12 protein-coding genes are annotated in these 13,934 nt (G+C 72.3%); 5 read left to right on the top strand and 7 right to left on the bottom strand.

Translation table 11 applies throughout. The features are described 5' to 3' along the window. Positions 1-246 precede the first annotated feature (246 nt). Together AW16_RS0113750 and AW16_RS0113755 are read right to left on the bottom strand one after the other, a co-directional pair. On the bottom strand, positions 247-1,302 hold the full coding sequence (locus AW16_RS0113750; RefSeq protein ID WP_029291298.1) for a hemolysin family protein: 1,056 nt from the start codon (positions 1,300-1,302) through the stop codon (positions 247-249). Beyond that, entirely contained in the window at positions 1,299-2,624 is a 1,326-nt protein-coding gene (locus AW16_RS0113755; protein ID WP_029291300.1) for a hemolysin family protein, read from the bottom strand. Before AW16_RS0113755 ends, AW16_RS0113750 begins: the two co-directional genes overlap by 4 nt. 231 nt (positions 2,625-2,855) lie before the next feature. Here AW16_RS0113755 and AW16_RS0113760 point away from each other — a divergent pair, with 231 nt between their 5' ends. The 4 genes from AW16_RS0113760 to AW16_RS0113775 all read left to right on the top strand — a co-directional run bounded on the left by AW16_RS0113760 (position 2,856) and on the right by AW16_RS0113775 (position 9,477). Further along, positions 2,856-3,647 (top strand): response regulator transcription factor, encoded by a 792-nt coding sequence (locus tag AW16_RS0113760; protein ID WP_051681951.1) that lies wholly within the window; start codon positions 2,856-2,858, stop codon positions 3,645-3,647. Next, entirely contained in the window at positions 3,648-4,748 is a 1,101-nt protein-coding gene (locus AW16_RS0113765) for a cell wall metabolism sensor histidine kinase WalK (RefSeq protein ID WP_051681952.1), read from the top strand. It begins immediately after the preceding gene. Between the two features lie 251 nt (positions 4,749-4,999). Continuing rightward, positions 5,000-8,821 carry a multifunctional oxoglutarate decarboxylase/oxoglutarate dehydrogenase thiamine pyrophosphate-binding subunit/dihydrolipoyllysine-residue succinyltransferase subunit gene (locus AW16_RS0113770; RefSeq protein WP_051681954.1) on the top strand — a complete coding sequence of 1,274 codons (3,822 nt, stop codon included), beginning with the start codon at positions 5,000-5,002 and terminating at the stop codon, positions 8,819-8,821. Positions 8,822-8,886: 65 nt separating this feature from the next. Continuing rightward, complete coding sequence (locus tag AW16_RS0113775) at positions 8,887-9,477, top strand: GDSL-type esterase/lipase family protein (protein WP_029291308.1); 591 nt, start codon at positions 8,887-8,889, stop codon at positions 9,475-9,477. Between the two features lie 117 nt (positions 9,478-9,594). On the opposite strand, the gene AW16_RS0113780 is transcribed toward AW16_RS0113775, so the two are convergent. The 3 genes from AW16_RS0113780 to AW16_RS0113790 form a co-directional block, all read right to left on the bottom strand. Continuing rightward, the gene (locus AW16_RS0113780; protein WP_029291310.1) at positions 9,595-10,206 is read right to left on the bottom strand and encodes a PadR family transcriptional regulator; all 612 of its coding nucleotides are present in this window, start codon (positions 10,204-10,206) and stop codon (positions 9,595-9,597) included. After that, positions 10,206-11,012 (bottom strand): DUF4097 family beta strand repeat-containing protein, encoded by an 807-nt coding sequence (locus tag AW16_RS0113785; RefSeq protein WP_029291312.1) that lies wholly within the window; start codon positions 11,010-11,012, stop codon positions 10,206-10,208. Before AW16_RS0113785 ends, AW16_RS0113780 begins: the two co-directional genes overlap by 1 nt. A gap of 154 nt (positions 11,013-11,166) precedes the next feature. Then, entirely contained in the window at positions 11,167-12,255 is a 1,089-nt protein-coding gene (locus AW16_RS0113790; RefSeq protein WP_029291313.1) for a type IV pilus twitching motility protein PilT, read from the bottom strand. A gap of 117 nt (positions 12,256-12,372) precedes the next feature. On the opposite strand from AW16_RS0113790, the gene AW16_RS18960 reads away from it, so the two are divergent. Next, positions 12,373-12,447 carry a 50S ribosomal protein bL37 gene (locus AW16_RS18960; protein WP_123371254.1) on the top strand — a complete coding sequence of 25 codons (75 nt, stop codon included), beginning with the start codon at positions 12,373-12,375 and terminating at the stop codon, positions 12,445-12,447. A gap of 81 nt (positions 12,448-12,528) precedes the next feature. On the opposite strand, the gene rsrA is transcribed toward AW16_RS18960, so the two are convergent. Further along, complete coding sequence (gene rsrA, locus AW16_RS0113795) at positions 12,529-12,816, bottom strand: mycothiol system anti-sigma-R factor (RefSeq protein ID WP_034649278.1); 288 nt, start codon at positions 12,814-12,816, stop codon at positions 12,529-12,531. Continuing rightward, entirely contained in the window at positions 12,813-13,661 is an 849-nt protein-coding gene (locus AW16_RS0113800; RefSeq protein ID WP_156044188.1) for a sigma-70 family RNA polymerase sigma factor, read from the bottom strand. Before AW16_RS0113800 ends, rsrA begins: the two co-directional genes overlap by 4 nt. Positions 13,662-13,934: the final 273 nt, after the last annotated feature.

Genomic DNA, 13,934 nt, shown 5'->3' on the forward strand with positions numbered 1-13,934 from the left:
CTGGTTCGTCGTCCCGGTCGGACGCTGCATCGAAGAGCGGCCCGACCAGAGCGATCACGAAACCATAACGGGAACCTGCATCCGCTCCAAGCCCCTGGACGGACGTCCAGCGCCACCCAGGCGACGACACGCCGAACGACACGCCGACAGCGTCACGACGCGCGCCGGGAACCGGGCCGAAAGTCCCGCTCAAGAGCCGTCGTGAAAGTCCTGTGCACATTTCTCAGGACGCACCAGCGGGGACGGTCAGCGCCCCCTCGTCGGACCCTGCTCGCGCTGCATCGCGTCACGCACCTCGCCGACGAGCTCCTCCAGGATGTCCTCGAGGAACACGACCCCGAGCGTCACCCCGTCCTCCTGCACGCGCGCGAGGTGCGCGCCGGAGCGGCGCATCGCCTCGAGCGCCTCCTCGACCTCGTCGTCCGGGCCGACCACCGCGAGCGCCCGCACGCGCCACGCCGGCACGGGGTCGCGGCGCGTGGCCTCGTCGGCGTACAGGACGTCCTTGAGGTGCAGGTAGCCCGCCGGCGCACCGTCGGCACCGAGCACCGGGAACCGGGAGAAGCCGGTGCGCGCGACGAGGTGCTCGACGCCGTCGGGCGTGACGTCCGGGCCGAGCGTCACGAGTGACGCCGAGCCGACCATGACGTCGCGCGCGGTGCGGTCGGAGAACTCGATCGCCCCGGTGAGCAGCCCCTCGGCGTCCTCGAGCAGTCCCTCCGCCTGCGAGCGCTCGACGATCGACTGCACCTCCTGCGCGGTGAACGCGGACGCGACCTCGTCCTTGGGCTCGACGCCCACGGCGCGCAGCGCGTGGTTCGCGAGCCAGTTGAGCGCCACGATGATCGGCCGCACGACGCGCGCGATCCACACCAGCGGCGGGCCGAGCACGAGCACCGCGCGGTCGGGGCCCGAGACCGCGAGGTTCTTCGGCACCATCTCGCCGAGCACCACGTGCAGGTAGACGACGACCAGCAGCGCGACGACGAACGCGATCGGGTGCGTCAGGCTCGAGCTCACGCCGATCGCCTCGAGCGGGTCCTCGATGAGGTGCGCGATCGCGGGCTCCGCGACCACGCCGAGGCTCGTCGAGCACACCGTGATGCCGAGCTGCGCGCACGCGAGCATGAGGGAGACGTTCTCCATGGCCCACAGCACTGTGCCCGCGCGGCGGTCGCCCGCCTGGGCGCGCGGCTCGATCGAGCTGCGGCGCGCGGAGATGATGGCGAACTCGGCGCCGACGAAGAAGGCGTTGGCCGCGAGCAGCGCGACGGCCAGCAGGAGCGCGACGGTGCTGCTCACGCGTCCTCACCCCCCACGTGCTCGTCGGGCTCGAGCGCGACGACGCGCACGCGCTCGACGCGGCGCCCGTCCATGCGCTGCACGTGCAGCAGCACGCCGTCCACCTCGACCTCGTCGCCCTCCTGCGGGATCCGCCCGAGGCGGTCCATCAGCAGGCCGCCCAGCGTCTCGTACGGGCCGTCCTCGGGGACGACGAGCCCCGTGGTCTCGGTGAGCTCGTCGGGGCGCAGCACGCCGGGCAGGAGCCACGAGCCGTCCGCCGAGCGCGCGGCGGACGTGCGTCGACGGTCGTGCTCGTCGGCGACCTCCCCCACGAGCTCCTCGACGACGTCCTCGAGCGTCACGACGCCGGACGTGCCTCCGTACTCGTCCACGACGACCGCCATCTGCAGCCCCTGGTCCCGCAGCTCGACGAGCAGCGGGCCGAGGTGCACGGTCTCGGGGACCTGCGGGGCGTCGACCATGAGCGCCGCGGCGGGCACCTCGGCCCGGCGTTCGAACGGCACGGCGACGGCACGGCGCACGTGCACGAGCCCGACGATGTCGTCGCTCGAGTCGCCGATGACGGGGAACCGCGAGTGCCCGGACGTGCGGGCGAGCGCGGTGACGTCGGCCGCGGTGTCGTCGCGCCGGACGACGACGAGCCGCTGCCGGTCCGTCATGACGTCGACCGCGGTGAGGTCGAAGAAGTCGATCGAGTTGGTGAGCAGCGTCGCGGTCGCCTCGTCGAGCGTGCCGACCTCGGCAGAGCGGCGCACGAGCGCCGCGAGCTCCTGCGGCGAGCGTCCGCCGGACAGCTCCTCTCGCGGCTCGACGCCGACGCGGCGCAGCAGCGCGTTGGCGCTTCCGTTGAAGAACGCGATGACGGGGTGCAGCGCGGTCGTGAAGCCGCTCTGCCAGGGGACCACGGCGCGCGCGGTGGCCAGCGGGCGGCTGATCGCGAAGTTCTTGGGGATGAGCTCGCCGACGAGCATCGAGAACCCGTTGACGAGCACGAGCGCGACGACGACCGCCACCGCGGTGCTCGCGGTGGTGGACAGCGGGCCGTCGAGCGCACCGCCGACCATCTTCTTGACGGCGGGCTGCGTCGTGTAGCCGAGCAGGACGGTGGTGAGCGTGATGCCCACCTGCGCGCCGGACAGCTCGGTCGACAGCCGGCGCAGCGCCTTGAGCACCGAGCGTCCGCGCCGGTCGTCGGACCCGGCGTCCTTCTCGACCACGCCCGGGTCGAGCGTGACGAGCGAGAACTCGCTCGCGACGAACACCGCGGTACCGACGGTCAGCACGACGCCGAGCGCGACGAGGAGCCACTCGGTCAGCACGCCGCACCACCGGTGCGGGCCACGCGCGCAGGCGTCGTGGGGCGCGCGTGCGGGAAGGACAGTTCGAGGGGGCCGGCATGGTCGGGCCCGGGAGCGTTGTCCGGGGCGGGACGCCGGCAGCGACTTGAGCTGCTCATGGTGCGGCCATCATAGGTGGGCCGTCGCGCGACGCCACGGGATCGTGCACAGGTCTTCACGGCCACCGGCCGCACGCTGTGCCACTCTGGGCGGATGGTGACGACGAACGCGGCGAAGGCGCCCGCGGTGACGACCGTGCTGGTCGTGGAGGACGAGCCCGCGATCACGCAGGCGATCGCCCGACGCTTCGTCGCGGAGGGGTGGTCGGTCGAGGCCGTGGGAGACGGGCTGTCCGGCGTCTCGGCGGCGGCGCGGATCCTCCCCGACGTCGTCGTGCTCGACGTCATGCTGCCCGGCATCGACGGGCTCGAGGTGTGCCGACGCATCCAGGCGGAGCGCCCGGTTCCCGTGCTCATGCTGACGGCACGCGACGACGAGACCGACATGCTCATCGGGCTCGGGGTGGGCGCCGACGACTACATGACGAAGCCGTTCTCGATGCGCGAGCTCGTCGCACGCACCAAGGCGCTGCTGCGCCGCACCGAACGTGCCGCGCGCGCGGCCGAGCTGGCGCAGGCGGCGCACCCCGACCCGCCGATGGAGATCGGCGACGTGCTCATCGACCGCGCGCAGCGCCGCGTGCTGCGCGACGGCGCCGAGGTGCACCTGACGCCCACCGAGTTCGACCTCCTGCTCGCCCTCACCGCGTCGCCGCGCACCGTCCTCACGCGCGAGCGGCTGCTCGCCGAGGTCTGGGACTGGGTCGACGCGAGCGGCACGCGAACGGTTGACTCGCACGTCAAGGCGCTGCGCCGCAAGCTGGGCGCGGACCTCATCCGCACCGTGCACGGCGTGGGCTACGCGTTCGAGCCGGCCGACGACGGGCAGGCGGGCGACAGGCCCGCGAACCAGCCGGGCAGCCAGCCGGGAACGGACGGCGCCTGAGTGGTCTCGCCCCGGCACGTGCGCGGCGAGCCCGGCCGCTCGCGGCTGCCGGACGTGCGCCCGCTGGACCGGTTCAGCTCGATCAAGATCAAGCTCGGCGTGCTCGTCGCGGCGACCGTGACGCTCGCGTCCTTCATCACCTGGCTCGGCCTGTCGAAGCACCTCGGGCCGACGCGCACGCTCCCGCTCGCCATCGTCATCTCGTTGATCCTCACGCAGATCCTCGCGCGCGGGATGACGAGCCCGCTGCGGGAGATGACACGCGCCGCGCAGTCCATGGCGTCCGGCGACTACTCGGTGCGGGTGCGCGCGACGAGCAACGACGAGGTGGGCCAGCTCGGGCACGCGTTCAACAGCATGGCGAGCGACCTCGGGCAGGCCGACCGGTTCCGCCGCGAGCTCGTCGCGAACGTCTCGCACGAGCTGCGCACGCCGGTGACCGCGCTGCAGGCCCAGCTCGAGAACATCGTCGACGGCGTCGACGACGCGGACCCGGCCACGATGGAGGCCGCGCTCGCCCAGACGGAGCGGCTCGGTCGGCTCGTGACCTACCTGCTCGACCTGTCGCGGCTCGAGGCCGGTGACGCCCCGCTCGAGATCTCGAGGGTGCGGCTCGCCGACTTCCTGCGCGAGGCCGCCGACGGTGCGCAGCTGGTGGGTGCCGCCAAGCACCTGCGCTTCCCCGTCGTCGTCGAACCGCCCGGGCTCACGGTCCCGGCCGACCCCGAGCGTCTGCACCAGGTGCTCGCCAACCTCCTGCAGAACGCCGTGCGGCACTCGCCCGCCGACGACGAGGTGCGCATCGAGGCCGCGCGCGTGGGCGACGACGTGCGCATCGACGTGGTGGACAACGGACCGGGCATCGCGGCCGACCAGCGCCAGCACGTGTTCGAGCGCTTCGTGCGCGGGAACTCCCCCGCCGCGACGGGGACCACGTCGACGGGCGGCACCGGACTCGGGCTCGCGATCGTGCGCTGGGCGGTCGAGCTGCACGGCGGCCGCATCGAGGTCGCGGACACCGAGGCGGGGTGCACGATGCGCGTGTGGCTGCCGGCCGCCGGCGCCCCGCCGACCGGTGAGATCGCACTGACCACCCTGTGAACTCATGACCTGCGTGAGACGTGGATCACCCCCGCTTGAGCAGCGGAAAGGCACCGCCTTGCCCGAAGTTGACCGACCTGTGCACGGTGGGTGAAGACGTCCGGGAACGCGCCCGAGATGACCCTTTCGTGGGCGGGCCGAAGGTCCCGGAGGCCGTAGTGTTGACGTCAACAAGTACCGGCAACGACGCGGACGAGATCCGCGCGGAAGTGGGCGATCCTCCCGTGTCCCAGAAGGCGGAGCCTGAGTCGATGCGCGCCGAGTTCGGCGCCAACGCATGGCTCGTGGACGAGCTGTACGAGCAGTACCTGCAGGACAAGAGCGCGGTGGACCCCGCGTGGTGGGACTTCTTCGAGGGCTACAAGGGCTCGCAGAAGGCGGAGGCCCCGAACGGCCAGACCGACGGGACGGCGACGACGCCGCAGCCGGCGGAGACCGCACAGCCGGCCCCCGCCCCCGTGACCGCCCCTGCCGCGGCGCCCGACGCGGGGCAGCACGCCGCGGCCCCCGCGCCGCACGGCGTCACGAAGCCCGCACCCGAGGCCCGTGCGACCGCCGCGCCGAAGGCCCCGACGCCCGCCGAGCCCAGCGCCGGCACACCGGCACCGCAGCCGACGACCTCGTCGCCGGTGGCGACCGCACAGCCCGCGACGGCTCCGTACGCCGAGGTCGCACTCCGCTCCACGCCCACGGCGGAGGACGCCGTCGAGGAGGTCACGAAGCTGCGTGGTCCGGCCGCGCGCGTCGTCACCAACATGGAGGCCTCGCTCGAGGTCCCGACCGCTACCTCGGTGCGCGCGGTGCCGGCCAAGCTCATGGTCGACAACCGCATCGTCGTCAACAACCACCTCACGCGCGGTCGCGGCGGCAAGATCTCCTTCACGCACCTCATCGGTTACGCGCTCGTCGAGGCGCTCGCGCAGATGCCCGCGATGAACGCCGCCTACACGCTCGTCGACGGCAAGCCCGGCGTGACCCAGCCCGCGCACGTCAACCTCGGCATCGCGATCGACCTGGCGAAGCCGGACGGTACGCGCCAGCTGCTCGTCCCGTCGATCAAGAGGGCAGAGACGCTCGACTTCGCGCAGTTCTGGAACGCGTACGAGGACGTCGTGCGTCGCGCCCGCCAGGGCAAGCTCGGCGTCGACGACTTCGCCGGCACGACGATCTCGCTCACCAACCCGGGCACGATCGGCACCGTGCACTCGGTGCCGCGCCTCATGCAGGGCCAGGGCACGATCGTCGGCGTCGGCGCGATGGACTACCCCGCGGAGTTCGCGGGCACGTCCGAGGACCGCCTCAACGTCATGGGCGTCTCCAAGGTGCTCACGCTCACCAGCACGTACGACCACCGGATCATCCAGGGCGCGCAGTCCGGCGACTTCCTGCGGATCCTCGGGCTCAAGCTCCTCGGCGAGGACGGCTTCTACGACCGCGTCTTCGCGGCGCTGCGCGTCCCGTACGAGCCCGTGCGCTGGGTCCGCGACTCGTCGAGCGACCCCGACGCGGAGGCCATCAAGCCGGCCCGCATCGGCGAGCTCATCCACTCCTACCGCTCGCGCGGGCACCTCATGGCGGACACCGACCCGCTCGCGTACCGCCAGCGCAAGCACCCGGACCTCGACATCCAGAACCACGGCCTGACGTTGTGGGACCTGGACCGCACGTTCCCCACGGGCGGCTTCACCGGGAAGACGCGCGCGAAGCTCCGCGACGTGCTCGGCCTGCTGCGCGACTCGTACTGCCGCACGGTCGGCGTCGAGTACATGCACCTGCAGGACCCCCGCCAGCGCCGCTGGCTCCAGGAGCGCCTGGAGTCCGGCTACGCCCGCACGCCGCGCGAGGACCAGCTGCGCATCCTGCGCCGGCTCAACGCCGCCGAGGCGTTCGAGACGTTCCTGCAGACCAAGTACGTCGGCCAGAAGCGCTTCTCGCTCGAGGGCGGCGAGTCCGTCATCCCGCTGCTCGACGCGATCCTGTCGAAGGCCGCGGACAACGGGCTCGACGAGGTCGGCATCGGCATGGCCCACCGCGGGCGGCTGAACGTGCTCGCCAACATCGCGGGCAAGTCGTACGGCCAGATCTTCAGCGAGTTCGAGGGCAACGCCGACCCGAAGTCCGTGCAGGGCTCCGGTGACGTCAAGTACCACCTGGGCACCGAGGGCACGTTCACCGCCGAGTCGGGCGCGACGACGCAGGTGTACCTCGCCGCGAACCCGTCGCACCTCGAGGCGGTCGACCCGGTGCTCGAGGGCATCGTGCGCGCCAAGCAGGACCGCATCGACCTCGGGGGCGACGGCTTCTCGGTGCTGCCGATCCTCATCCACGGCGACGCGGCGTTCGCCGGCCAGGGCGTGGTCTTCGAGACGCTGAACCTCGCGCAGCTGCGCGGGTACCGCACCGGCGGCACGATCCACGTGATCATCAACAACCAGGTCGGCTTCACCACGGGCCCCTCGTCGTCGCGCTCGTCGCAGTACGCGACCGACGTGGTCAAGGGCCTGCAGGTGCCGGTCTTCCACGTGAACGGCGACGACCCCGAGGCGGTCGTGCGCGTCGCGGAGCTCGCCTTCGAGTACCGCGAGCAGTTCGACCGCGACGTCGTCATCGACATGCTGTGCTACCGCCGCCGCGGTCACAACGAGGGCGACGACCCGTCGATGACGCAGCCGCTGATGTACAACCTCATCGAGGCGAAGCGCTCCGTGCGCAAGCTCTACACCGAGACCCTGGTGGCGCGCGGCGACATCACGATCGAGGAGGCCGAGCAGGCGCTGCAGGACTACCAGACGCAGCTCGAGCGGGTATTCTCGGAGACGCGCGAGGACGGCTGGACCCCGCCCGCTCCCCCGGAGTCGGTCGCGGGCCTGGAGCGGCCGGAGAGCCAGCTCGAGGACGCCGGCGTCATGGTCGGCTGGCGCACCGCGGTCGACGCGAGCGTGCTCGAGCGCATCGGCCAGGCGCACGTCAGCCCGCCCGAGGGCTTCACGGTCCACCCCAAGCTCGCACAGCTGCTCAGCAAGCGCGAGCAGATGAGCCGCGAGGGCGGCATCGACTGGGGCTACGGCGAGCTGCTCGCGTTCGGCTCGCTGCTCGCCGAGGGCACGCCCGTGCGCCTCGCGGGTCAGGACTCGCGCCGAGGCACGTTCGTCCAGCGGCACGCGGTGATGCACGACCGCGAGACCGGTGCGGAGTGGACCCCGCTGCTGTACCTGTCCGGCGACCAGGCGAAGTTCTGGGTGTACGACTCGTCGCTGTCGGAGTACGCCGCGCTCGGCTTCGAGTACGGCTACTCGGTCGAGCGTCCCGACGCGCTGGTGCTGTGGGAGGCGCAGTTCGGCGACTTCGTCAACGGCGCGCAGACCGTGATCGACGAGTTCATCTCCTCTGCCGAGCAGAAGTGGGCGCAGCGTTCGTCGGTCGTCCTGCTCCTGCCGCACGGCTACGAGGGACAGGGACCGGACCACTCGTCGGCCCGCATCGAGCGGTTCCTGCAGCTCGCGGCGCAGGACAACATGTACATCGCGCAGCCGTCGACGCCCGCGTCGCACTTCCACCTGCTGCGCCGGCAGGCCTACCAGCGTCCGCGCAAGCCGCTGATCGTCTTCACGCCGAAGTCGATGCTGCGCCTCAAGGCCGGCGCGTCGGCCGTCGAGGACTTCACGTCGGGCACGTTCCAGCCGGTCATCGGCGACGAGGTCGCGGCCGCGAAGGCCGGCCAGGTCGACCGCGTGCTTCTCTGCTCAGGCAAGGTCTACTGGGACCTGCTCGCCGAGCGCGCCAAGCGCAACGACGAGCGGACCGCGATCGTCCGCCTCGAGCAGCTGTACCCGCTCGAGGGCGACGCGCTGCGTGCCGCGCTCGCGCCCTTCGACGGCGCCCAGCTGGTGTGGGTCCAGGACGAGCCGCAGAACCAGGGCCCGTGGTCGTTCGTGTCGATGCACCTGCCGCAGATCCTGGAGCGCACGCTCATGGTGGTCTCGCGGCGGGAGTCGGCGTCGCCCGCCGCGGGTACCGCCAAGAAGCACCAGGCGCAGCAGGCGGACCTTCTCGAGCGTGCCTTCACGCGCTGAGCGCCGCTCCCCTGGGAGGATGGCAGCCCGGGTGATCCGGGCGGTCAGACGAGGGAGTGGTGCACGTGGGTGAGCTGCGGCTCGTGGTCGTCGGCGACGAGCTCGTCGCGGGCGCCGGCGACCCGAAGGCGCTGGGCTGGGTGGGACGCGTCGCGGCGCGCACGTCCGCGCCCGACCGCCTGGTCACGATCACCCTGGCCGTCCCGGGCGAGACGACGACCGCTCTGGGCGGCCGGTGGGAGGACGAGGTCTCCCGCCGGCTGCACCCCGAGGCCGACAACCGGCTGGTCGTCGGCCTCGGCCGCGCCGACCTGGGCGGCGGACTGTCGCTCGCCCGCAGCCGGCTCAACCTCGCGAACGTGCTCGACGTCGCCGAGCAGCGCAAGATCCCCGCGTTCGTCGTCGGTCCGCCGCCCGGGCGAGCGGCCGACGCCGACCGGCTCGCCGAGCTCTCGGCCGCCTTCGGCGACGTCGCGACGCGCCGCCGCGTGCCCTACGTCGACACGTTCACGCCGCTCGCGGCGCACGAGCAGTGGCTCGGCGACATGGCTGCCGGCGACGGCGAGCTGCCCGGGCAGGCCGGCTACGGCCTCATGGCGTGGCTCGTCCTGCACACCGGCTGGCACGGCTGGCTCGGCCTGCCCGACGACGCGTGACGCCGGGCTGACGGCCCGCGCAGGCACCGCGGGCACCGCAGGGCCCGCGGGCCCCGCCACGAGCGCAGGCGACATCGCCCGCAGCGCGAGCACCACGAGCACGGGCCGGTACACGGTTCAGCGCAGCGCGTCGCGGACCGCGGCGCGCGCGTCGTCCAGCACCCGTCGCACCTGGTCGACCGTGGCGGGCTCGAGCCGGTCCTGCGCGCGGCGGAGCTCGACGCGGGCGTCGTCCCGGAAGCGCGTCACGAGGCCGTCCGCCTCGGCCCACAGCGCGTGCCGGGCACGGCGTGCGTCCTGGTCGCGGCCGTACGCGGGGTCGTGCCCGGGCGTGGCCGCGGCCCGTGCCCGCCGGGCCTGCTCCTCGAGGTCGGCGCGCAGCCCGCGCATCGACCCGCGCACGTCGTCGCGCACGTGCACCGCGCGGTCGCGCACGGTCTCGGCGATGCCCTCCTCGACGTCGGCGAGCTCGTCACGGCGCAGCTCGAGCTCGGCGCGACCCGCGTCGGTGAGCGCGTAGGTGCTCTTGCGCTCCTCGTCGGTGCGCGTCACCAGCCCTTCCTCCTCGAGCCGGGACAGGCGCGGGTAGATCGTGCCGGCACTGGGCCGGTACGTGCCGCCGAACCGGTCCGACAGGTCGGTGATGAGCTCGTAGCCGTGCTTGGGACCGTTCTCCAGCAGCGCGAGCAGGTAGAGACGCAGCTGGCCGTGGGCGAAGACGGGTGCCATCATCGCGACCCGCCTCGCAGGACGGTGACGTGGCCCGAGACGGTGTGCGCGGACACGAAGCACGCGCCGTCGCCGGACGTGAGGTCGATCTTGCGCTGGCCGGGCCGGCTGCCCTTGTACTCCTGACCGTCCAGGACGAGCCGTCCCGAGACTGACTGCGCCTGGACGCGCACGCCCTTGTCCTGCGGCAGCCGCAGCGTGACGTCACCCGAGACGGTCGAGGCGCTCACGGACGACGAGCTGGTCGTGACGTCGAGCGTGAGCGCGCCGGAGACCGAGTTGGCCTGGACGAGCGTCAGCTCCCCGGACGCGGAGAGGTCACCCGAGACCGTGTTGAGCTTGAGCGTGCCCGTGTGGTCGCGCACGACGATCTCGCCCGAGACCGTGTTGGCGCCGAGCTTGCCGCGCGTCCCGTCGGTGACCAGCGAGCCGCTCACGGTCGAGACCGACGCGTCCTCCTGCACTCCCGCGAGCAGGCCGTCCGCGCTCACCGTGCCGAGCTTGGCGGCGACGTCACGCGGGACCGCGATGTGGACGTCGGCGCGGTCCTTGTCCCGGAAGTTGCGGAACTTCTCGACGAAGCCCTCCCAGCCCCCGAGCGTGAACACGTACCCGACGCGCAGCTCACCGTCGTCGAGCCCCACCTCGAGCGGGCGGCCGTCGACCGCGTGCACCTCGATCCGTGTCACGGGCTCGTCGTGCGCGACGACGTCGACCCGTCCTCCGACCAGCTGCACACGCAGCGCACGCACCTGCTCGACCTCGATGATCTGCGGGCCAGACACGACCCAGGACTCGGTGGGCATCCCCTGCTCCAATCGCGATATATCTCGTCTGTGCGAACACGTTATATCGCGTCTTGGGTGCTGGCAACCCCCGGGTGCGCACGAGCCCGCCCCGGGGGTACCTGGGCGGGCTCGTGCGGTGGTGCGGGACGTGCGGGACGTGCCGGACGTCGGCTCAGGCGACGAGGCCCGCCTGACGCAGCTCCACCGTGAGGTCGTGCGGGTTGCTCGACGTCGCGATGGCCTCCTCGTACGTGATGACGTCGTCACGCACCAGCTCGAACAGGTGCTGGTCGAACGTCTGCATCTTGTAGTAGCTGCCCTCACGGATGAGGTCGATGATCGGCGGCGCGTTCTGCGGGTCGAGGATCGCCTCCGCGGTGCGTCCGGTGTTGACCATGACCTCGATCGCCGGGCGGCGGCCGTTGCCGTCGGCACGGCGCACCAGGCGCTGCGACACGATGCCCTTGAGCGCCTGCGCGAGCGCGACGCGCACCTGCTTCTGCTCGTGCAGCGGGAAGAAGTCGACGATGCGGTTGATCGTCTCGGGGGCGTCGATGGTGTGCAGCGTCGAGAGCACCAGGTGCCCGGTCTCGGCCGCCGAGAGCGCCGCCCGGACCGTCTCGATGTCACGCATCTCGCCGACGAGGATCACGTCCGGGTCCTGGCGCATCGCGGCACGCAGCGCGGCCGTGAAGTCGGCGGTGTCCTGGCGCACCTCTCGCTGCGAGACGATCGCCTTCTTGTCCTGGTGCAGGATCTCGATCGGGTCCTCGATCGTGACGATGTTGACCTCGCGGTACGTGTTGATGAGGTCGACCATCGAGGCGAGCGTCGTCGTCTTGCCCGAACCCGTCGGCCCCGTCACCAGCACGAGCCCTCGCGGCTCGAGCGCGAGCTCGCCGACGACCTCCGGGACGTGGAGGTCACCGAGCGACTGCGCGCCCACCGCGACGCGGCGGAACACCATGCCGTACGTGCCGCGCGCCTGGTAGGCGTTGACGCGGAACCGGCCGACGCCGGGCAGCGAGTACGCGAAGTCGGCCTCGTGCGTCTGGCGGAACTCGGCCACCAGGTCGTCGGGCAGGACCTCCTCGAGCATGCGCTCGGTGTCGGCGGGCGTCAGGTCCGGGACCTGAAGCTTGCGCAGGCGGCCGTCGACGCGCACGCGCGGCGCGGAGCCGACCTTGCAGTGCAGGTCGGAGCCGCCGGTGCTCGCGAGCGCGTGCAGGAACGGGATGACGGACGGGTTCGCAGCTGTCACCTCCGTCTCATCGGCCCACGCGCGCCGTGACTTGAGCGCGATTCCGGGTCGCGGCTGGTCGTGTGGGAGGATGCAGGGTCGTCGTGCGCGGGTGCGCACACCACCGAAGGAGATCCGATGAGCAAGCGTGGTCGCAAGCGCCGCTCCCGTGCCGGGAGCTCGGCGAACCACGGCAAGCGTCCCAACGCCTGACCGTCCGCGAACTGGTGAAGGCCCCGGCTGATGCCGGGGCCTTCGTCGTACCTGGGCCTCCATGCCCGCGGGTGCGGGCGCTCAGCCCTCCACGCGGACGCGCAGCGTGACGAGCTGCGCGTGGATCTTGGCGCGCAGGTCGACGGGCGCCGCCTCGTCCTGCGCGTAGCAGCGCCGGACCAGCTTCTTCACGACCACCTCGACGTCGTGCTCCTCGAGGCAGCCTCGGCACGACTCGAGGTGCGCACGCACCTGCGCGGCCTCGAGCTGGTCGAGCTCGGCGTCCAGGTACGCCCACAGCTCGTCGAGCGCCTTGTCGCACCCGCAGTCGCCGGTCGCCGAACGCGCCGGCTCCGTCCAGTCGCTCATCGTCCGTCCTCCGTGCCGGCGTCGTCGCCCGTGGACGCACCGCTCGGCGTGCCCGCGCGCACCAGGCCACGCTCGCGCGCGTAGTCCGCGAGCATGTCGCGCAGCTGGCCGCGACCGCGGTGCAGCCGCGACATCACCGTGCCGATCGGCGTGCCCATGATCTCGGCGATCTCCTTGTACGCGAAGCCCTCGACGTCCGCGAGGTAGACCGCGATGCGGAACTCCTCCGGGATGCGCTGGAGCGCGTCCTTCACGTCCGAGTCGGGGAGGTGGTCGAGCGCCTCCGCCTCCGCGGAGCGCAGGCCCGTCGACGAGTGGGACTCCGCGCGTGCGAGCTGCCAGTCCTCGATCTCCTCCGCGTGCGACTGCTGCGGCTCGCGCTGCTTCTTGCGGTAGGAGTTGATGTACGTGTTGGTGAGGATGCGGTAGAGCCACGCCTTGAGGTTGGTGCCCGGCTTGTACTGGTGGAACGCCGCGAAGGCCTTCGCGAACGTCTCCTGGACCAGGTCCTCGGCGTCGGCGGGGTTGCGCGTCATGCGCAGCGCGGCGCCGTAGAGCTGGTCGAGGTACACGAGCGCGTCGGCCTCGAAGCGCGCGGTGCGGGCTGCGGTGCCCTCGGACTCGGGGGCGCGGGTGCCCTCACCCAGGTCGTCGAGGTCGTACGCCTCGACGGCGGGCTGCTCGGGCTGCTGGGCCTGGCCAGGCGCGGTCTCGTCGGTCATCGCCGACGAGCCTATGCCCGAAGCGGGTGCCGCACCGGCCACCGTCCAGGACGCCGCAGTCGTCGGGAGCACCACACGCCGCATACGCACGGGGGCGGGCCGCTCGAGGGCGAGACACGTCATGCCGTCCCACAACACCCGTCCACCCGACGAGATTCCCGCCCGTCGACCCCACCCTCCTCGCACTCGTCCCACTGCCCGCACGCGCCGAGCGGCGAGCGCCAAGCGGCGACCGCGCGTGGCGCGCCTCGACCGCGTACAGCGCGCGACGCGCGCTCGTGCCGTCCGACGCGCGCTGGGCGGGAGGGCGCGTGTGCAGCGCTGCGGCTGCGGTGGCGCGAGCGGCCGGCGGGCGTCGTGGTTGGGCGGGACGAGGCGGGGGTGCGCGGGTAGCGT

This window comes from Cellulomonas sp. HZM (genome assembly GCF_000708885.1).
In the GTDB taxonomy this organism is placed as follows: Bacteria; Actinomycetota; Actinomycetes; order Actinomycetales; family Cellulomonadaceae; genus Cellulomonas.